This is a genomic window from Burkholderia sp. ZZQ-2, from assembly GCF_050768715.1.
In the GTDB taxonomy this organism is placed as follows: domain Bacteria; phylum Pseudomonadota; class Gammaproteobacteria; order Burkholderiales; family Burkholderiaceae; genus Burkholderia; species Burkholderia cepacia.
On sequence record NZ_LDVA01000058.1, the window covers coordinates 1 to 18,312 of the forward strand.

Annotated in this window: 18 protein-coding genes; 11 read left to right on the forward strand and 7 right to left on the reverse strand. The window is 68.5% G+C overall.

From position 1 onward, the window contains the following. Nucleotides 1-741: IclR family transcriptional regulator (locus ABY44_RS01915; protein ID WP_431640792.1), on the reverse strand; the 741-nt coding region annotated here is incomplete at its 3' end. 177 nt (nucleotides 742-918) lie between these two features. Here ABY44_RS01915 and ABY44_RS01920 point away from each other — a divergent pair. The 3 genes from ABY44_RS01920 (at nucleotide 919) to ABY44_RS01930 (ending at nucleotide 4,848) form a co-directional block, all read left to right on the forward strand. Continuing rightward, complete coding sequence (locus ABY44_RS01920) at nucleotides 919-1,878, forward strand: MBL fold metallo-hydrolase (protein WP_059683417.1); 960 nt, start codon at nucleotides 919-921, stop codon at nucleotides 1,876-1,878. Between the two features lie 180 nt (nucleotides 1,879-2,058). After that, nucleotides 2,059-3,408, forward strand: coding sequence for an MFS transporter (locus ABY44_RS01925; protein ID WP_059694963.1), 1,350 nt, complete (start codon nucleotides 2,059-2,061; stop codon nucleotides 3,406-3,408). A gap of 87 nt (nucleotides 3,409-3,495) precedes the next feature. Next, a complete protein-coding gene (locus tag ABY44_RS01930) occupies nucleotides 3,496-4,848 on the forward strand; it encodes an MFS transporter (RefSeq protein WP_060171004.1) in 1,353 nt (450 codons plus the stop codon). A 21-nt stretch (nucleotides 4,849-4,869) separates the two neighbouring features. Here ABY44_RS01930 and ABY44_RS01935 read toward each other — a convergent pair whose 3' ends face one another. Further along, the gene (locus ABY44_RS01935) at nucleotides 4,870-5,166 is read right to left on the reverse strand and encodes a hypothetical protein (protein ID WP_060171001.1); all 297 of its coding nucleotides are present in this window, start codon (nucleotides 5,164-5,166) and stop codon (nucleotides 4,870-4,872) included. A 137-nt stretch (nucleotides 5,167-5,303) separates the two neighbouring features. After that, entirely contained in the window at nucleotides 5,304-6,731 is a 1,428-nt protein-coding gene (locus ABY44_RS01940) for a sensor domain-containing diguanylate cyclase (protein WP_414143077.1), read from the reverse strand. 78 nt (nucleotides 6,732-6,809) lie between these two features. On the opposite strand from ABY44_RS01940, the gene ABY44_RS01945 reads away from it, so the two are divergent. Beyond that, a complete protein-coding gene (locus tag ABY44_RS01945; protein ID WP_404824981.1) occupies nucleotides 6,810-7,151 on the forward strand; it encodes a hypothetical protein in 342 nt (113 codons plus the stop codon). A gap of 294 nt (nucleotides 7,152-7,445) precedes the next feature. Here ABY44_RS01945 and ABY44_RS01950 read toward each other — a convergent pair whose 3' ends face one another. Then, nucleotides 7,446-8,246 carry an SDR family NAD(P)-dependent oxidoreductase gene (locus ABY44_RS01950; RefSeq protein ID WP_027791505.1) on the reverse strand — a complete coding sequence of 267 codons (801 nt, stop codon included), beginning with the start codon at nucleotides 8,244-8,246 and terminating at the stop codon, nucleotides 7,446-7,448. A 136-nt stretch (nucleotides 8,247-8,382) separates the two neighbouring features. Between ABY44_RS01950 and ABY44_RS01955 the strand changes: the two genes are divergently transcribed. Together ABY44_RS01955 and ABY44_RS01960 are read left to right on the forward strand one after the other, a co-directional pair. After that, on the forward strand, nucleotides 8,383-9,354 hold the full coding sequence (locus ABY44_RS01955) for a GlxA family transcriptional regulator (RefSeq protein WP_059694954.1): 972 nt from the start codon (nucleotides 8,383-8,385) through the stop codon (nucleotides 9,352-9,354). A 77-nt stretch (nucleotides 9,355-9,431) separates the two neighbouring features. Further along, a complete protein-coding gene (locus ABY44_RS01960; protein WP_060170996.1) occupies nucleotides 9,432-10,580 on the forward strand; it encodes an epoxide hydrolase family protein in 1,149 nt (382 codons plus the stop codon). A gap of 102 nt (nucleotides 10,581-10,682) precedes the next feature. On the opposite strand, the gene ABY44_RS01965 is transcribed toward ABY44_RS01960, so the two are convergent. Further along, the gene (locus ABY44_RS01965) at nucleotides 10,683-11,174 is read right to left on the reverse strand and encodes a 2,4'-dihydroxyacetophenone dioxygenase family protein (RefSeq protein ID WP_060170993.1); all 492 of its coding nucleotides are present in this window, start codon (nucleotides 11,172-11,174) and stop codon (nucleotides 10,683-10,685) included. Between the two features lie 168 nt (nucleotides 11,175-11,342). On the opposite strand from ABY44_RS01965, the gene ABY44_RS01970 reads away from it, so the two are divergent. Genes ABY44_RS01970 through ABY44_RS01980 form a run of 3 tightly spaced genes read left to right on the forward strand, consistent with a single transcriptional unit; the run spans nucleotide 11,343 to nucleotide 13,439 of the window. Next, entirely contained in the window at nucleotides 11,343-11,813 is a 471-nt protein-coding gene (locus ABY44_RS01970) for a MarR family winged helix-turn-helix transcriptional regulator (RefSeq protein WP_027791509.1), read from the forward strand. Nucleotides 11,814-11,850: 37 nt separating this feature from the next. Next, nucleotides 11,851-12,186: a hypothetical protein gene (locus ABY44_RS01975; protein ID WP_060170991.1), complete on the forward strand. Its 336-nt coding sequence runs from the start codon at nucleotides 11,851-11,853 to the stop codon at nucleotides 12,184-12,186. Further along, nucleotides 12,183-13,439, forward strand: coding sequence for an MFS transporter (locus ABY44_RS01980; RefSeq protein WP_021159215.1), 1,257 nt, complete (start codon nucleotides 12,183-12,185; stop codon nucleotides 13,437-13,439). The genes ABY44_RS01975 and ABY44_RS01980 overlap by 4 nt, the downstream gene beginning before the upstream one ends. 112 nt (nucleotides 13,440-13,551) lie before the next feature. Here ABY44_RS01980 and ABY44_RS01985 read toward each other — a convergent pair whose 3' ends face one another. Beyond that, nucleotides 13,552-14,505, reverse strand: coding sequence for a LysR family transcriptional regulator (locus tag ABY44_RS01985; RefSeq protein WP_021159214.1), 954 nt, complete (start codon nucleotides 14,503-14,505; stop codon nucleotides 13,552-13,554). Nucleotides 14,506-14,610: 105 nt separating this feature from the next. On the opposite strand from ABY44_RS01985, the gene ABY44_RS01990 reads away from it, so the two are divergent. Both ABY44_RS01990 and ABY44_RS01995 read left to right on the forward strand, forming a co-directional pair. Further along, entirely contained in the window at nucleotides 14,611-15,969 is a 1,359-nt protein-coding gene (locus ABY44_RS01990; protein WP_027791512.1) for an aspartate aminotransferase family protein, read from the forward strand. A gap of 49 nt (nucleotides 15,970-16,018) precedes the next feature. Beyond that, nucleotides 16,019-17,536, forward strand: coding sequence for a CoA-acylating methylmalonate-semialdehyde dehydrogenase (locus ABY44_RS01995; protein WP_060170989.1), 1,518 nt, complete (start codon nucleotides 16,019-16,021; stop codon nucleotides 17,534-17,536). A gap of 146 nt (nucleotides 17,537-17,682) precedes the next feature. Here the strand turns inward: ABY44_RS01995 and ABY44_RS02000 are convergent, their stop codons facing one another. Next, complete coding sequence (locus ABY44_RS02000; protein ID WP_021159211.1) at nucleotides 17,683-18,057, reverse strand: COG4315 family predicted lipoprotein; 375 nt, start codon at nucleotides 18,055-18,057, stop codon at nucleotides 17,683-17,685. Nucleotides 18,058-18,312: the final 255 nt, after the last annotated feature.

Below are 18,312 nucleotides of genomic sequence, written 5' to 3' on the forward strand. Positions count from 1 at the left end.
CGCGACGTCGATCGAGCCTGTCGAACCTATGACCGTCAATGCGAGCTGCAGCGCGCCCGCCGCGTCGAACACCGGCACGCACATCGCACTGACGCCGGGGCTCGGCAGGTCGACGCCGCGCTCGATCCCGCGTACGCGGATCGCGTCGAGCTCGGCCTGCGGCACGCCGGTGTCCGGCACGGGCTGCTCGCCGCCCGCAAGCGTGTCGGCCGCGCCGGCCTGGCTGGCGGCCATCGCGCGGAGTTGCGCGGGGTCGCCGAACGCGCGGAACACACGGCCGGTGGCCGTCGTGTCGAGCGACATCACCGATCCGACATGCAGGTTCACGTGCAGCGGATAGCCGCCGTGCTCGATGCGCACGATCGTCGGCCCGAGTGCGCCCGGCACCGACAGCGCGACGCTCAGGCCGACCGCTTCCGCGAGCCGTGCCGCGTGCGGCAGCGTCGCGCGATAGGCCGGCTGGCGCTCGATCGACATCAGCCCGAGCCGCAGCGACAACGGGCCCGGCTCGTAGTTGCCGGTGAGCGCGTCGCGCTTCACGAGCGCGAGCCGGGTCAGGCTGACGAGATAGGTGTGCGCCTGCGCGGTCGACAGGTCGGCCGCCGCGGCCAGCTCGGACAGTCCGAGCGGCTTGCGCCGGCGCGCGAGCGCGTCGAGCAGCCGGCCGCCGACCTCGACACTCTGGATCCCGCGCTGCGCCTTGGGCGGCGCATCGTCTGCGCTGACTTCGTGGTTCTGCACGCGATGATTCTTCCGTTGACGAAACCCCGCATGGTATCCGACGCCATTTATCGCGCCAGCCCGCAGGTTTACCCGTATTAGACAATAGCAAGCGACTTTGTCATTGACAAATATTCGGTGCGGGAAGATGATCCGCTCACTCCCCTCAACACATGGCTCGCAGCCACGGAACGCAACATGGCCAAAGCATTCGCCTCCCAAGCCGATCTGGAAGAGAAGAAAGTCACCTGGACGAAGCTGTCCGAGAACGCGTACGCGTACACCGCCGAAGGCGATCCGAACTCGGGCGTGATCATCGGCGACGACAGCGTGCTGATCGTCGACACGACCGCGACGCCCGCGATGGCGCAGGACCTGATCGCGAAGATCCGCAGCGTGACCGACAAGCCGATCAAGCACGTCGTGCTGTCGCACTACCACGCGGTGCGCGTGCTCGGCGCGTCCGCGTATTTCGACGAAGGCGCGCAGCATGTGATCGCGAGCCGTGGCACGTACGAGATGATCGTCGAGCGCGGCGAGGCCGACATGAAGTCGGAGATCGAGCGCTTCCCGCGCCTGTTCGCCGGTGTCGAGACGGTGCCGGGCCTGACCTGGCCGACGCTCGTGTTCGAACGCGAGATCACGCTGTTCCTCGGCAAGCTCGAGGTGAAGATCATGCACGTCGGCTCGGGCCACACGAAGGGCGACACGATCGTCTGGATCCCGTCGCAGAAAGTGCTGTTCTCGGGCGACCTCGTCGAATACGACGCCGCGTGCTATTGCGGCGATGCCCAGCTCGAACAGTGGCCGGCCACGCTCGAGGCGCTGCGCGCGCTGAACGCCGAGAAGCTGGTGCCGGGCCGTGGCCCCGCGCTGCTGAACCCGGCCGAAGTGAACAAGGGCCTCGACTACACGAAGGATTTCGTCACGACGCTGCTCGCGCAGGGCCGCAAGGCCGTCGAGCAGAAGCTCGACCTGAAGGCGTCGATGGCGCTCACGCGCGAAGCGATGGACCCGAAGTTCGGCCACGTGTTCATCTACGAGCACTGCCTGCCGTTCGACGTGTCGCGTGCGTTCGACGAAGCGAGCGGCATCACGCATCCGCGCATCTGGACCGCGCAGCGCGACAAGGAAATGTGGGCCGCGCTGCAGGACTGAGCGGCTTGCACAGGCGGGGTGTCCGACAGGGCGCTCCGCCTTTTTTCTGAAGCAGCGACCGGCCGCGGCGTTCCGCCGTCTTGCTGTCCGCCGTGATCCGAGCTCACTAGAAAGCAGGGCGCACGTACGCCCTGGGAGACGGCTGCGCGCCCGAATCGCGCAGCCTGTTTGGAGAGAGACATGCCCCAATCGCTTCATGCCGAAGCGACGCTCGCGCACGCGAGCGCTTCGGCTTCCGCATCCGCCGCCACGGACGACGCGCTGCTGTTCCGCAAGATCGCATGGCGGATCGTGCCGTTCCTGTTCCTCTGCTACGTCGTATCGTTCCTCGACCGCATCAACATCGGCTTTGCGCAGTTGCAGATGAAGCACGACCTCGGCTTCAGCGACGCGATGTACGGCCTCGGCGCCGCGGTGTTCTACGTCGGCTACGTGTTCTGCGAAGTGCCGAGCAACATGCTGCTCGCGCGTTTCGGCGCGCGCCGCACCTTCACGCGGATCATGCTGCTGTGGGGCATCGCGTCGACCGGGATGATGTTCGTGTCGCAGCCGTCGCATTTCTATGTGCTGCGGTTCCTGCTCGGCGTGTTCGAAGCCGGCTTCTTTCCCGGCATCGTGCTGTACCTCACTTACTGGTTCCCCGCGAACCGGCGCGCAGCCGCGATCTCGGTGTTCTTCGCGGGCGTCGCGGTGGCCGGCGTGCTCGGCGGCCTGATGTCGGGCTGGATCATGCGCGACATGGGCGGCGTGCTCGGCCTGCACGGCTGGCAGTGGATGTTCGCGATCGAAGGCGCGCCGGCGATCCTGCTCGCGTTCGCCGCGTTCACGTTCCTGGTCGACCGGCCGCAGGATGCCGCGTGGCTCACGGCCGATGAAAAGGCGCGGGTCGCCGCGCTGTGCGCCGACAGCCGCGGCCACGGCCACGCGCACGACGGGCGCAGCCTCGTGGCCGCGCTCGCCAATCCACGCGTGTACCTGTTCGCGTTCATCTATTTCTCGCTGACCTGCGCGTCGCTGACGCTCAACTTCTGGATGCCGCTGATGATCCGCGATTTCGGCGTGACCGACGTCGTGGCCGTGAGCCTGTACACGGTCGTGCCGAACGCGGTCGGCGCGGTGGGGCTGGTCCTGATCGCGCGCCGTTCGGACCGGACCGGCGAGCGCCGCAAGCACTTCGCGTGCTGCACGATCGGCGGCGGGATCGCGCTCGCGGCGCTGACGCTGCACCTGCACAGCTTCGCGGCGATGCTCGCGTGCCTGTCGATCGCGGCGACGCTGATCTTCGCCGCGCTGCCGATCTTCTGGGCCGTGCCGACCCGCTACCTGTCGGGCAATGCGGCCGCGGCCGGGATCGCGCTGATCAGCAGCATCGGGATCACGAGCGGCATCGTCAGCCCGTGGGTGATCGGGATGATCCGCACGCGCACCGGCAGCATGGATCTCGCCGTGTATCTGCTGGCCGCGTTGCTGGTGGCGAGCGGCGTCGCGCTGATGCTCGGCGTGAAGGGCGAAGCCGCGCCGCGCGACTGAACGCGCAACGGCCGGTCGCCGCGCGCGGGCGGCGGCGACCGGCGCCCCATGTTCGCCCCGCACCCGAATCCATCGAGGAGACGATCGATGTCAGCCCCTCTTCAAGTCGATGCCGCGCGTGCCGTCGCGTCCGGCGCCGCTGCACCGGACGACGACGCGCTGTACCGGCGCATCGGCATGCGGATCGTGCCGTTCCTGTTCATCTGCTACATCGTGTCGATCCTCGATCGCAGCAACATCGGCTTCGCGCAGTTGCAGATGCGGCAGGATCTCGGCCTGACCGACGCGATGTACAGCCTCGGCGCCGTGCTGTTCTTCGTCGGCTACGTGCTGTTCGAGGTGCCGAGCAACGCCTTGCTGCGCCGCTTCGGTGCGCGCCGCACGTTCGCGCGGATCATGTGCCTGTGGGGCGCGGTGTCGGTCGCGATGATCACCGTCGACAGCGCGAAGCATTTCTACGTGCTGCGCTTCCTGCTCGGGCTGTTCGAGGCCGGGTTCTTTCCGGGCGTGGTGTTCTACCTGACGTACTGGTATCCGGCGCGGCGGCGTGCGTCGGTGCTGTCGATCTTCTACGCGGGCGTCGCGGTGGCGGGGATGGTCGGCGGGCTGCTGTCGGGCTGGCTGATGCGCGGGATGTCGGGCGTGCTCGGGCTGCACGGCTGGCAATGGATGTTCGCGATCGAGGGCGCGCCCGCGATCCTGCTCGGCGTGATCGCGTGGTTCTGGCTGTGCGATCGCCCCGAGCAGGCGCGCTGGCTGTCCGACGCCGATCGCCAGAGGCTTGCGGCCGACCTGGCCGCCGACCGCGCCGGTGCTGCCGATGCTGCCGATGCACCGGCGCCGCATTCGCTGCGGCAGGTGCTGGCCGAACCGCGCACGTACCTGTTCGCGTTCATCTATTTCTCGCTGACCACCGCGCTCCTGATGCTGCTGTTCTGGATGCCGCTGATGATCCGCGAATTCGGCATCCACGACGTCGTGCAGATCAGCCTGCTGTCGGTCGTGCCGAATGCGATCGGCGCGGCCGGCCTGATCGCGATCGCGCGGCGTTCCGACCGCAAGCGCGAGCGGCGCCGGCACTTCGCGGCATGCGCGTTCGGCGGCGCGGTGGCGCTTGCGCTGCTGACGCTGCACCTGCCGAGCATCGTCGCGATGATGGCGCTGCTGTCGGTCGCGGCGATGCTGATCTTCGCCGCGCATCCGGTGTTCTGGGCCGTGCCGTCCGCGTATTTCTCCGGCGCGGGCGCGGCCGGCGGGATCGCGCTGATCAGCAGCATCGGCGTGTCGAGCGGCATGATCACCCCCTGGCTCGTCGGGCTGATCCGCACGCGAACCGGCAGCATGGATCCGGCGATGCTGATGATCGCCGCGCTGTTGGCCGCGTGCGCGGTCGCGATGCTGCTGGGGGTGCGGGCGGTGCCGCGTGCGGAGGCGGCGTGACGCCGGCGGCTGCGGTGCGATTCAGTGGAAGGACAGAAACAGCCCGGGCAGGACGAGCAGGCCGTGCAGCACCAGCGCCCCGTAGATCACGCCGCCGCGCGCCCGCAGGTCGATCGACAGGCAGGCGATCGCCGCGATGACGCCGATGGCCGAGAGGCCCGCCGCCCAGAACAGCGCGGTAATCAGCACGCGAACGCCGGCGTACGGATCGTCCATCGAACTGGCGAACACGTAGCCGATCAGAAGCGCCAGCAACTCGACGAGCGCGACGACGAGCAGACCTGTCGCGATTCGCGCGGTTCGTTTGGCATTGTCCATGGCAAGTCGTGGTGAGGAGAGCAAGGGGCGCAAGTCTACACGATCGGTTTCGAACCGATCGCGCGACGGGGGCGGGGAAACCGGGCGGCGGACGCGGCGCGGATGTCGCCCGGCGCGACGTTGCGCCGTCGCCCCGGCTACGCCCGATACACCTCGATCCGGTTGCGGCCGCGCTCCTTCGCGAGATAAAGCGCCTTGTCGGCGCGTGACAGCGGCTGGTACGCGCCGAAGTCCGACGCCCGCATCGCGTCGATGCCGATGCTGACGGTCAGCGTGACCTGCTGGTCCTCGTGCATCAGCCGCGCCTCTGTCGCGCGTTGCTGCACGCGCTGCGCGAATGCCAGCGCGGCGTCGAGATCCGCCTTCGGCAGCACGACCGCGAATTCCTCGCCGCCGACCCGGCCGACGATCCCGTCGGGCCCGGTTTCCGCGAGCAGCAGCCGCGCGAAATGCCGGAGCGCGCGATCGCCGACCGGGTGGCCCCAGCGGTCGTTCAGCGCCTTGAAGTGATCGAGATCGAGCATCAGCACCGCGGCGGCCTGGCCGGTCGTGCGCACGTTGCGCAGCGCGGCTTCGCTTTGCCGCATGAACGCGTGGCGGTTCGACAGTTGCGTCAGGTGATCGGTCGTGGCCATCCGGTGCAGCTCGGCCTCGATGTGCTTGCGGTCGGTCGCGTCGGTGATGAAGCCGTGCCACACGGTGCCGCCGTCGGCCGTGCGCTGCGGGCGTGCATCGCCTTCGCGCCAGCGCAGGCCCTGGCCGGGCAGCAGCACGCGATATTCGAGGCGCCACGGGGTCAGCCGCACCGACGAGTCGTGCAGCGACAGCCGATAGGCGACCAGGTCGGCCGGATGAATCCGCGTCTCGACCGCCTCCGCACTGTGGGCGACCTGCTCGGGCGTCAGTTCATAGATGTCGCTGACACCCGCGCTCGCGTAGGTAAAGAAGCGGTGCCCGTCGGCCGTTTGCCGCAGCTGGAACACGAGCCCGGGAACCTGGTCGGTGAGATCCGTGACGAGCGCGGCCGAGTCGCGCAACCGCGTGGCGAGCTCGCGCAGCGCGGTGATGTCGGTGGTCGTGCCGACCATCCTGAGCGCGCGGCCGTAGGCGTCGCGGGTGATCACCTTGCCGCGGCTGCAGATCCATTTGTAGGTGCCGTCCTTGCAACGGATGCGGTGCTCGACCGCGTAGCGGTCGGTGCGGCGCTCGAAGTGCGCGAGCATCGCGGCTTTTACGTCGTCGACGTCGTCCGGATGCAGCCGTTCGTACGCATCCTCGATCCGGGTGCCGAGCTCGTGCGGCGCGTAGCCGAGCAACGCCTTCCAGGCCGGCGAGTAATGGATTTCGCCGGTTTCCACGTTGCGATCCCACACACCGGTGCCGCTTTCGGTGAGCGCGAGCGTGGTCAGCGTGCTGTGTTCCTCGACGATGTCGAGCCGTTCGCGCAACGCGGCGGCTTCGATCGCGCGGCAAAGCGCGCTTGCCGCCAGCGTGGCGAGGTCGCGGAGCAGCGTGCGTTGCGTGGCGTCGAGCGAGCGTTGCGCATCGTCGACGACGCACAGCATGCCCAGTGTCGCGCCATCGGGCGCGGCCAGTTCGCAGGCCGCGACGATCCGCGGCGCGTGAGGCGGGACGCCGTCGCGTTGCCCGTTCGCATTCGCGTTCGTGTCGTCCGGCACGAGCCGCGCATCGGCGGCCGGATCCGGCTCGACCCGGGGTGGCAAGCCATCGGCGAAAAGGGGATCGGGCAGCGCGCCGTCGACGGCGAGCACGCGTGGCGCATCGGCATCCGCGTGCGCAATGAACGCGCCGGCGGCACCGAAATGCGCCCGCGCGACACGACAGACGGTGGCCAGTTCCGGCACGGGCGGGAGCGCGGGCTGAAGGTCGGCCGAACCGCGCGCGGAGGCCGGCGCGTCGCCGGTCTCGGTGATGAACATACGGACCCGCATGGTCGAGTTTGCAACGGACGATTGCCCTCGTGATCGGACGAATGCCGGTCGGACGAGGCCGCTTGGGGACTGCAATCGCAGAGCTTACTGTTGCGCGGAATGTGTGGCAAGCGAACCGGAATCGTCTGTCGGTATGCGCCATTTGCGCCGATCGGGAAAGAATCCGGCGCGTGTTTCGGCAGACGAATCCACCGATCGGCACGTGCCGGGAAACGTGCCGCGGAACCCGGGATGATCGTCGGCGATGCGCTGCATGTCACCGGGTTCCGCGGCGCGCCCCTGGAGGGCGACGCGCTTGCTGCCTTCGACCTGCGGGACGTCGGACGGTCAGCGTGCCGTCGCGTAGCGCGGCGCGGGCGTATCGGCCGACAGGTGCGGGGCCATCGTGCGGCGCGCGGCCTCGTAGGCGGCCCATTCGTCACCCGCATGCAGCGACGGGATCGTCACGAGTTCGCCGCGCTCGAAGCCGATCAGCGCCGCGTCGACGAGGTCGGACGCCGACATCACGATTTCCTTCGGCAGATGCTCGAGCGGCAGGCCGCCCGTCTGCCAGAAATCGGTGGCGGTCGCGCCGGGCAGCACGGCCTGCACCTGCACGCCCTTGTCGGCGAGTTCGTGATGCAGCGACTGGCTGAACGCGAGCACGAACGCCTTCGTGCCGCCGTACACGCCGTTCAGCGTCTCCGGCGAGATCGCGACGATCGACGAAATATTGATCACCGCACCGCGGCCGCGGGCGACGAAGCCGGGCACCGCCGCGTAGGTGAGGCGCGTGAGCGACGTCACGTTCAGGTCGATCATCCGGGTCATCGCGTCGACGTCGCTGTCGAGCAGCGGCGCGTGCGTGCCGACGCCCGCATTGTTCACGAGCAGCGTGATGCTCGCATCCTGCTTCAGCTTCGCCTCGACGGCGGCGAGGGCCGCGCGGTCGTTGAGGTCGGCGTCGACGATCTCGACGCTGCGCTGCGTGTCGTTCGTGATGCGCTCGGCGAGGGCGGCCAGCCGGTCGCGGTTGCGGGCGACCAGGATCAGGTCGTAACCGCGGCGCGCGAGGCGGTCCGCGTAGACGGCGCCGATGCCCGACGAGGCGCCGGTAATGAGGGCGGTACCGCGATGTGCTTGCGTCATGATGTGCTCCGTTTCGATGGGATTGGCCGGATGGCGTGAAGCCATTCTGGCCGTGAATCGCTGTGACACAAATGACGTAGATGGGTATGATTCAGGACATCGGGCCAACTCACTGGCCGGGGAAGGGAGAACGCACATGCACCGCATCGGCTTTCTGATCAGCGACGGCTTCCAGATCATGGCGCTCGCCGCGCAGTCGGTGTTCGAGTACGCGAACATGGGCATGAGCGAGCCGTTCTACGTGATGGGCAACTATTCGGTCGACGGTGGCGACGTGCGCTCGTCGCTCGGGTTGCCGGTCGCCACGCACGCGCTGCGCGGGCAGCTTGCCGTCGATACGTGGATCGTCGCGGGCGTCAACGATCCGGTCGCGTCGCCGGCGCCGCCCGGCGTCCTCGCGTTCCTGCGCCGCGCCAACGCGCGCGCGCGGCGGATCGCCGGCATCTGCACGGGCGCGTTCGTGCTGGCCGAGGCCGGGCTGCTCGCGCAGCGCCGCGCGACGACGCACTGGGCGTTCGGTCGCGACCTGCAGCGGGACTACCCGGAGATTCGCGTCGAGGAAGACCGGATCTACATCGTCGACGGCCCGATCTGGACGTCGGCCGGGATGACGGCCGGCCTCGACCTCGCGCTCGCGATGGTGGAAAAGGACCTGGGCGCGGATGTCGCACGGTCGGTCGCGCACAAGCTCGTGATGCACCAGCGGCGGGCCGGCGGCCAGTCGCAGCATTCGGAAATGCTGGATCTCGCGCCGAAATCCGACCGGATCCAGAACGCGCTGAACTACGCGCGGCAGCATCTCGGCCGCGCGCTGACCGTCGAGGATCTCGCCGAAGCGGTGCACCTGAGCCCGCGCCAGTTCAGCCGCGTGTTCACGCTCGAGACGGGGCAGTCGCCCGCGAAGGCGATCGAGCGGCTGCGGCTGGAGTCCGCGCGGCTGATGATCGAGCAAAGCCGCCATTCGCTCGACGTGATTGCGAAGGAAAACGGCTTTCGCGACCGGCGGCACATGCGCGAGGCGTTCGTGCGCGGGTTCGGCGTGCCGCCGCAGGCGGTGCGGCGCGACGCGCGGGCGGATGAGCGGTCGGATGGGCGGGAGGCGGGCTGACGCGTGTGCCCGAGCCGCTCTGCGCGCGCCGGGAAAATCGCGCAGAATCTCGTCGACCCGCTTCGCGAGGAGACCCGATGCACACCGCCCCGTTCGACATTGCGATTCCCGATTACGCGCTCGATGACCTGCGCCGGCGCCTGCGCGCCACGCGCGCACCGACGCTGACACCCGCGGAGCCGTGGCAGCAGGGCGTCGACGGCGCCTGGTTGCGCGAACTGACCGCGTACTGGGCCGAACGCTTCGACTGGCGTGCGGCGGAGCGTGCGCTGAACCGGCTGCCGCAGTTCGTCGCAGACGCAGGCGGGCAGCGCGTGCATTTCATCCATCGACGCGGCGTCGGGCCGAAGCCTTATCCGCTCGTCATCACGCACGGCTGGCCCGGCTCCGTCTTCGAATTCGACGCGCTGATCGATCGCCTCTGCGACCCGGCGGCGTTCGGCGGCGATCCGGACGATGCGTTCGACGTCGTCGTGCCGTCGCTGCCCGGCTTCCTGTTCTCGCCGGCGCCCGCGGCACCCGGCATGTCGGCGTTTCAGGTCGCCGACCGCTGGGCGGCACTGATGTCCGGTCTCGGATACCGACGCTTCGGCGCGCAAGGCGGCGATCTCGGCGCAGGCGTGTCGATTGCGCTCGGCGCGCGGCATGCCGACGTGGTGGACGGCATCCATCTGAACTTCCTGCCCGGCAGCTACGAGCCGCCGACCGACGCGGCCTTGCCGCTGACCGAAGAGGAACGGGCGTTCGTGACGCAGCGCGGCGAGTGGGCCGCGCTGGAAGGCGGATACGCGCACGTCCACATGACGAAGCCGCAGACGCTCGCCGTCGCGCTCAACGATTCGCCGGCCGGGCTGGCCGCGTGGATCGCCGAGAAATTCCGCGCGTGGAGCGATTGCGACGGCGACCTGGCGCGGCGGTTTTCGCACGACACGCTGCTGACCGGCATCTCGTTGTACTGGTTCACCGGCTGCATCGGTTCGTCGATGCAGATGTATTGGGAAAACCGGCTGCAGCCCATGCGCTTCGCGGCCGGGCAGCGCGTGGCCGTGCCCGTCGGGTTTGCGCGTTTTCCGAAGGAAATCGGCCGCCCGCCGCGCAGCTGGCTCGAACGGGTGTTCGACGTCGTGCAGTGGACCGACATGCCGAGCGGCGGCCATTTTGCCGCGATGGAGGAGCCGGATCTGCTGGCCGACGATGTCCGGCGGTTTTTCCGGCGGTTTCGGTAACGCGCGGGCAGGCCGGGGACGTTGGCGAAGGGCGCCGGCTGCCATCCGCACATCAGCGCGAGCCCGCGCCGCACGGATCGCGACGCGGCGATGCCGCCAGTCTTATCGCGTGACGAACGGCGCGGCGTCGTCCGGCGCGGTGCGCGCATGCTTGCGCTGGCGCAGCAGCGCGACGCGGCAGTTCTCGCGCGCGGTTTCGCGGCCTTCGTCGTCGAGCAGCACCAGATCGCCGCGCATCACGTTCAGCGTGATCACGTCCTCGCCCGGCGCGCCGAGCGTTTCCGGCGTATGCACCGAGCCGGCCGGTTCGAGCACCGTCGAGCCGGCGTGCGCAATCCAGTCGTATTCGAGGTAGCGCCACGCACCCTGCAGCGTATGGACGAATACTTCGCCGTCGTGGCGATGGCGCGGCAGCGTGCCGCCGGCCGGCATCTTCAGCAGCGCGGTGAGCGTGTCCTCGGCCGCGTTGATGTGCAGGTACTTGATCGCGAGCCCGGGCAGGTCGGCGCTCATCGGCAGCCACGGCAGCGCGTCGCGGGGCAGACACGAGATCGGCGGCAGGTCGGTGGAGAGCGGAGCGGACGGCTGCGTCATGGCGGGAAGCGGAGCGGAAATGGGGAGCCCGCATTATCGCAGAGCCGGTTTGCGCTGCCGAACGCGATGTTTCGCATCGGCTCGAGCGCACGCGAAGGGACGATCCTTACAAGGTGAAATATGCAGCTAAACTGTACAGTTTGACTGTATACCTGCTATCTTGAATTCATGAACCCGCCATTACCTCCCTCCGACGCGCTCCCACTGGCCGGTCTCGCCGGCGAACTCCGCATCTCGGTCGGCAAGCTGATGCGGCGAATGCGGGAGCAGATCCACCCGAACGACCTCACGTCATCGCAGAAGTCGGTGCTGTTGCGGCTCGACCGCGACGGCCCCGCGACCGTATCGGCCCTGGCGCGCGCCGAAAGCGTGCGCCCGCAGTCGATGCGCGTGACGGTCGCGACGCTCGAGGCGCTGGGCGCCGTCAGCGGCGAGCCCGATCCGTCCGACGGCCGGCAGACGCTGATCGCGGTCACGCCCGGTTTTCGCAAGGTGCTGCAGGCGAACCGCGCGGCCAAGGATGACTGGCTGTTCCGCGCGCTGCACGCGCAACTGTCGGCGGCCGAGCAGGCCGAGCTCGCGTCCGCCGTGAAGCTGCTGCAGCGGCTCGCCGAATTCCAGGAAACGCCGCGCCCTTGAACCGCATCGACCCGCTTGCCGAAAGGACAACCCGAACATGAACCTCCCGCATCTCGTCGCGTATTTCTTCGGCGGCGCGTTTCTCGCGAACGTCGTGCCGCATCTCGTCAGCGGGTTGCGCGGCGAGCCGTTCCAGACCCCGTTCGCGAATCCGCCCGGGCGCGGGTTGTCGTCGTCCACCGTGAATGTCGTGTGGGGCGTCGCGAACCTCGTGATGGCTTATGTACTGGTGTGCCGAGTGGGCGATTTCGACCTCCGGGTCACGGCCGATGCAGCGGCGTTCGGTCTCGGCATCCTCGCGCTCGGCCTGTTTCTCGCGTGGCACTTCGGCGAGCTGCACGGTGGCAACGAGCCCGACCGGGAGCGGCCATGAGCGTGCCGGCGGCGGGCGTGTTCCGTTCGCTTCGCAGTTTCAACTATCGTGTGTGGGCGATCGGTTCGCTGGTGTCGAACATCGGTACGTGGGTCCAGCGCACCGCGCAGGACTGGCTCGTTCTCACGCAGCTCACGCATCACGACGCATCGGCCGTCGGCACGGTGATGGCGTTGCAGTTCGGACCGCAGTTGCTGCTGTTGCCGTGGACCGGCTACGCGGCCGACCGCTTCGACCAGCGCAAGCTGCTGATGGTGACGCAGGCGCTGATGGGCGTGCTGGCGCTGGTGCTCGGCGCGCTGACGGTCACGGGTGTCGCGCGGCTCGAGCATGTCTACGTGTTCGCGTTCCTGTTCGGCTGCGCGGCGGCGTTCGACGCGCCCGTGCGGCAGACCTTCGTCGCGGAACTGGTCGGCGATCGCGAACTCGCGAACGCGGTCGCGCTCAATTCGACGTCGTTCAACGCCGCGCGGATGATCGGCCCGGCGGCAGCGGGTTTCATGATCGCGTCGGTCGGCACGGGCTGGGCGTTTGTCGCCAACGGGCTCAGCTTCTTCGCGGTGCTGGTGTCGTTGTTGCTGCTCCGCGAGGACGAACTGCGCGCGAACCTGCGGGCGGGCCGCTCGCGCGGCGGCCTGCTCGACGGGTTCCGCTACGTGTGGCGGCGCGACGACCTGAAGGCGATCCTCGTGATGTTGTTCCTGATCGGCACGTTCGGGCTCAATTTCCAGCTGTTCATCTCGACGATGGCGGCCAGCGTGTTCCACGTCGATGCGCGCGGGTTCGGGGTGCTGTCGTCGATGATGGCGGTCGGCACGGTGTCGGGTGCGCTGCTCGCCGCGCGCCGCGAGCAGCCGCGCTTCCGGCATCTGTGGTTCGGCGCGGCGCTGTTCGGGCTCGGCTGCACGCTCGCCGCGCTGGCGCCGGGCTATTGGCTGTTCGCCGCCGCGCTGGTGCTGACCGGGATCGCCGCGATCACCTTCATGAACTCGACCAACAGCCTGATGCAGTTGTCCACCGAGCCGGCGATGCGCGGCCGCGTGATGGCGCTGCGCCTCGCGGTCGCGCTCGGCGGCACGCCGATCGGCGCGCCGGTGGCCGGCTGGGTCGCGAACCATCTCGGCCCGCGCTGGGCGCTCGGCGTCGGCGCGATGTCCGGTTTTGGCGCGGCGCTCGTCGCGACGCATTTCGTGAAGCGCAGCCGCGCGCAAGCGCAAGCCGACCGCGCGCGCGACCGGTTCGACGGCGTGTGACCGGGGCGACCGGGCGGGGCGCTGGTGCCGCCGCCGCGCTTGTCGGTCCCTTCATTGCCGGCACGCTGCCGCACGACGGGCGGCCGGGAGCCCGATCCTTTGCGTGATTCGCCTACGCCGCCGGCCGTGCCGTCGCCGCGTGCGCGGCTTCCAGACACGACTGGAACAGCAGCGCGGCCCGCGACGGCCGCGGCGAGCGCCGCAGCAGGCTCACGAACCGGCACCGGTAATTGAACCGGTGCGGCGCGATCGGCTGCATCAGCCCCTTGTTTTCAAAACTTTCCGCGTAATGGTCGGGCAGGAAGCCGAGATAACGACCGGACAGGATCAGCGTCGCGATCGACTCCTGATCCGACGCGGTCGCGCTGCGCGTGAGCTTCGCGCGGTGGCTCAGCTCCATGTTCGGCGAATGGAAGCCGAGCCCCGCAAATGCGTGGTTGCGGATCGTCGTCCACGTGAGCTTGCCGTGCGGCGCGTCGTAAAGCGGATGCTGGCGGCCGCAGTACAGCAGCATCCGTTCGTCGAACAGCTCCGAATACACGAGGCTGCCGGAATTGCGGTGCGCGGGAATGATCCCGACCTGGTAGCTGCCGTCGATGATCCCGCGCTCGACCTCGTTGATCGACGCGACATGCAGGTTCAGCGCGACGTCGGGCGCTTCGTCGGCGAACTGGCGGATCGCGTCGCCGAGGCGAGCGTTCGCGTTGGTGGCCGTCTTGTCGAACACCGCGACGTGCAATTCGCCGCCCATCCGGTCGTGAATGCCGTCTATCCTGCTTCTAAACGCTTCCATCGACGCGAGCAGCCGCAGCGTCTCCTCGTATACGGTCTGTCCCTCGGGCGTCAGCGTGAAGCCCGCGCGGCCGCGCCGGCACAGCACGAGGCCGACGCGCGTTTCCAGGTCCTTCACGTGCCGGCTGATCGTCGAGATGCCGATATTCAGTTCCAGTTCGGCCGCCGCCATCCCGCCGCACTGCACGACGCCCTTGAAGACCCGCAGCAGGCGGAGATCCATGTCGCTGAGCTGCCCGAGCAGCGCGCGGCTCTTCGGTTTCTTTGCTTGCATAGTTGCGCAAGTGAACATTGATATTGCGATATTGAAGAGACTAATTGGCCTCCCGACAATGCGCAACATCATCACAAGAAGGAGGGGCGCGCCGCGCCGACCGACATGACCGACATCACCACCGCCGCGCAGCAGGACGACACGACCATCCGCACCGACGCCGCGTGGCTCGACGCGCACTGGATGCCGTTCACGGCCAACCGCCAGTTCAAGGCCGACCCGCGCATGATCGTGTCGGGCAAGGGCGCGTATTACACGGACGCCGAAGGCCGCAAGATCTTCGACGGCCTGTCGGGCCTCTGGTGCACGGGCCTCGGCCACGGCCGCACGGAAATCGTCGAAGCCGTGAGCCGCCAGGTCGCGCAGCTCGACTACGCGCCGGCGTTCCAGTTCGGCCACCCGAAATCGTTCGAGCTCGCCAACAAGATCAAGGAACTGACGCCGGCCGGCCTCGACTACGTGTTCTTCACGGGGTCGGGCTCGGAAGCGGCCGACACCTCGCTGAAGCTGGCCCGCGCGTACTGGCGCGCGAAGGGCAAGGGCACGAAGACGCGCCTGATTGGCCGCGAGAAGGGTTATCACGGCGTGAACTTCGGCGGTATCTCGGTCGGCGGGATCGGGCCGAACCGCAAGCTGTTCGGCCAGGGCCTCGATGCCGACTTCCTGCCGCACACGCAACTCGCCGAAAACAAGTTCTCGCGCGGGATGCCCGAGCACGGCGCCGAGCTGGCCGACCGCCTGCTCGACCTGATCGCGCTGCACGACGCGTCGAACATCGCGGCCGTGATCGTCGAGCCGTTCTCCGGTTCGGCGGGCGTGGTCGTGCCGCCGAAGGGCTATTTGAAGCGCCTGCGCGACATCTGTACCGCGCACGACATCCTGCTGATTTTCGACGAAGTCATCACGGGCTTCGGCCGTGCCGGCGCGATGACGGGCGCCGACGCATTCGGCGTGGTGCCGGACATCCTGAACTTCGCGAAGCAGGTGACGAACGGCGCGCAGCCGCTCGGCGGCGTGGTCGCGACGAAGGAAATCTACGACACGTTCATGGCAGCAGGCGGCCCCGAGTACATGCTCGAGTTCCCGCACGGCTACACGTATTCGGCGCATCCGGTCGCGTGCGCGGCCGGCGTCGCGGCGCTCGACCTGCTGGTGAAGGAAGACGCGGTGGCCCGCGTGCGCGATCTCGCGCCGCATTTCGAGGCGGCCGTGCACGGGCTGAAGGGCCAGCGCCATATCGCGGACATCCGCAACTACGGGCTGGCTGCCGGCCTGACGATCGCGGCACTGCCGGGCGAGCCGGCACGGCGCCCGTACGAGATCGCGATGCGCTGCTGGGCGAAGGGCTTCTACGTGCGCTACGGCGGCGACACGATCCAGCTGGCGCCCCCGTTCATCTCGGAGAAGCGCGAGATCGACAACCTGGTCAACGCGCTGTCCGACGCACTGAACGAAGTGGACTGAGCCGCGGCGCGCACCGATTGACAACCGCATTCACGAAAGAGCCTCAACGATGAAACACGACAGCAATGTGACCTCCACCGTCGGCCACCTGATCGACGGCAAGCGCGTCGACGGCGGCAGCCGCGTCCAGCCGGTGTTCGACCCGGCGACCGGTGAATCGCACAAGAGCGTCGCGCTCGCCGACAAGCTGACCGTCGAAGCCGCGATCGCGTCCGCGCAGGCCGCGTTCCCGGCCTGGCGCAACACGCCGCCGCTGAAGCGCGCCCGCGTGATGAGCCGCTTCAAGACGCTGCTCGAGGAACACGCCGACGAGCTGTGCGCGCTGATCACGGCCGAGCACGGCAAGGTGCTCGCCGATGCGATGGGCGAACTGCAGCGGGGGATCGAGAACGTCGAATACGCGACCTACGTGCCCGAGCTGCTGAAGGGCGAGCACAGCAAGAACGTCGGCCCCGCGATCGATTCGTGGAGCGAGTTCCAGGCGCTCGGCGTTGCGGCCGGCATCACGCCGTTCAACTTCCCGGTGATGGTGCCGCTGTGGATGTGGCCGATGGCCGTCGCGTGCGGCAACACGTTCGTGCTGAAGCCGTCCGAGCGCACGCCGTCGTCGACGCTGCGCATGGCCGAGCTCGCGCTCGAAGCGGGCCTGCCGCCGGGCGTGCTGAACGTCGTGAACGGCGACAAGGAAGCGGTCGACACGCTGCTGACCGACCCGCGCGTGAAGGCCGTGAGCTTCGTCGGCTCGACGCCGATCGCCGAATACATCTATTCGACCGGCTGCGCGCACGGCAAGCGCGTGCAGGCGCTCGGCGGCGCGAAGAACTTCGCGGTCGTGATGCCGGACGCCGACATCGGCAACGCGGTGAACGCGCTGATGGGCGCCGCGTACGGGTCGTGCGGCGAACGCTGCATGGCGATTCCGCTGGTCGTCGCGATCGGTGACGAGACGGGCGACAAGGTCGTCGCGGGCCTGAAGGCCGAGATCGAGAAGATGAAGGTCGGCCCGGGCAACGGCGCGGGCGTCGACATGGGCCCGCTCGTCACGCAGCAGCATTTCGAGAAGGTGACGGGCTTCGTCGACGCGGGCGTGGCGGCGGGCGCGACGCTCGTCGTCGACGGCCGCGGCGTGAAGGTCGACGGCCACGACGGCGGCTACTACCTCGGCCCGTGCCTGTTCGACAACGTGAAGCCCGGCATGCCGATCTACCAGCACGAGATCTTCGGGCCCGTGCTCGGCGTGATTCGCCTGAAGTCGCTCGACGACGCGATGGCGCTGATCGACGCGCACGAGTACGGCAACGGCACATGCCTGTTCACGCGCGACGGCGAGGCCGCGCGTTACTTCAGCGACAACATCCAGATCGGCATGGTCGGCATCAACGTGCCGCTGCCGGTGCCGGTTGCCTACCACTCGTTCGGCGGCTGGAAGCGTTCGCTGTTCGGCGACCTGCATGCGTACGGCCCGGATGCCGTGCGCTTTTACACGAAGCGCAAGACGATCACGCAGCGCTGGCCGTCGGCCGGCGTGCGCGAAGGAACGGTGTTCAGCTTCCCGTCGAACCGCTGATGCGCTTCCTGGCCGCATGAATCGCCCGCTTGCGGGCGGACGATGCAACGCGGCCGGCGCGATCGCCAGCAGGCCCGCCCGGATCGACGATCCGGGCGGGCTTTTTTACGTCCTCGAGGCGGGCGCGGAAGACGGCGGGACGACGCTTACGGCGCGACCACGTGCCACATGTCCTTGAAGTTGTCGCCGTTGCGGTCGCCCTGTTTCATGTCCTTCGAGAAGAAGTACAGCGGCTTGCCCTTGTATGCCCATTGCGGGCTTCCGTCGTCGCGCTTGACGATCGTGTAGGGCCCGACCGGAACGTCGGTCGCGCTGGCCTTGTAGGGCGGCCAGAAGGATTCGCACTGGCCCGTGCACGCGCTGGTGCCGGCGTTGGCCTTGTCCTTGTCGAACGTGTAGACGGTCATCCCGTTCGCGGCGACGAGCGAACCGTTTTCGACTTTCGTGATCGAGCCTTGAGCCGACGCCGATGCGGATGCAATGGCGAGCAGGGCGGAGCTGACGAGCAGCGCGGCTTTCATGAGGGCCTCCTGAAATCCGGTGGGCGGCCGCGATCGTGCACGGGCGAGCGTGCGCCGGATCGCGGTGAATGGTGCCGGAGCGCGGGGCCGTCGCCGCCGGTGCGAGCGACGCAGGGTCGAATGGCGGCAAACGGAGCGCTCCATTCACGATAGGCGGTTTTTGGCGGGGCTGCGAGAACATCGGGGGCATATCGGGGGGCATATCGGTAGCGGCCGCCCGTCTGCGTCGCGGAACCGGGGCGTGATCGCCGCCGC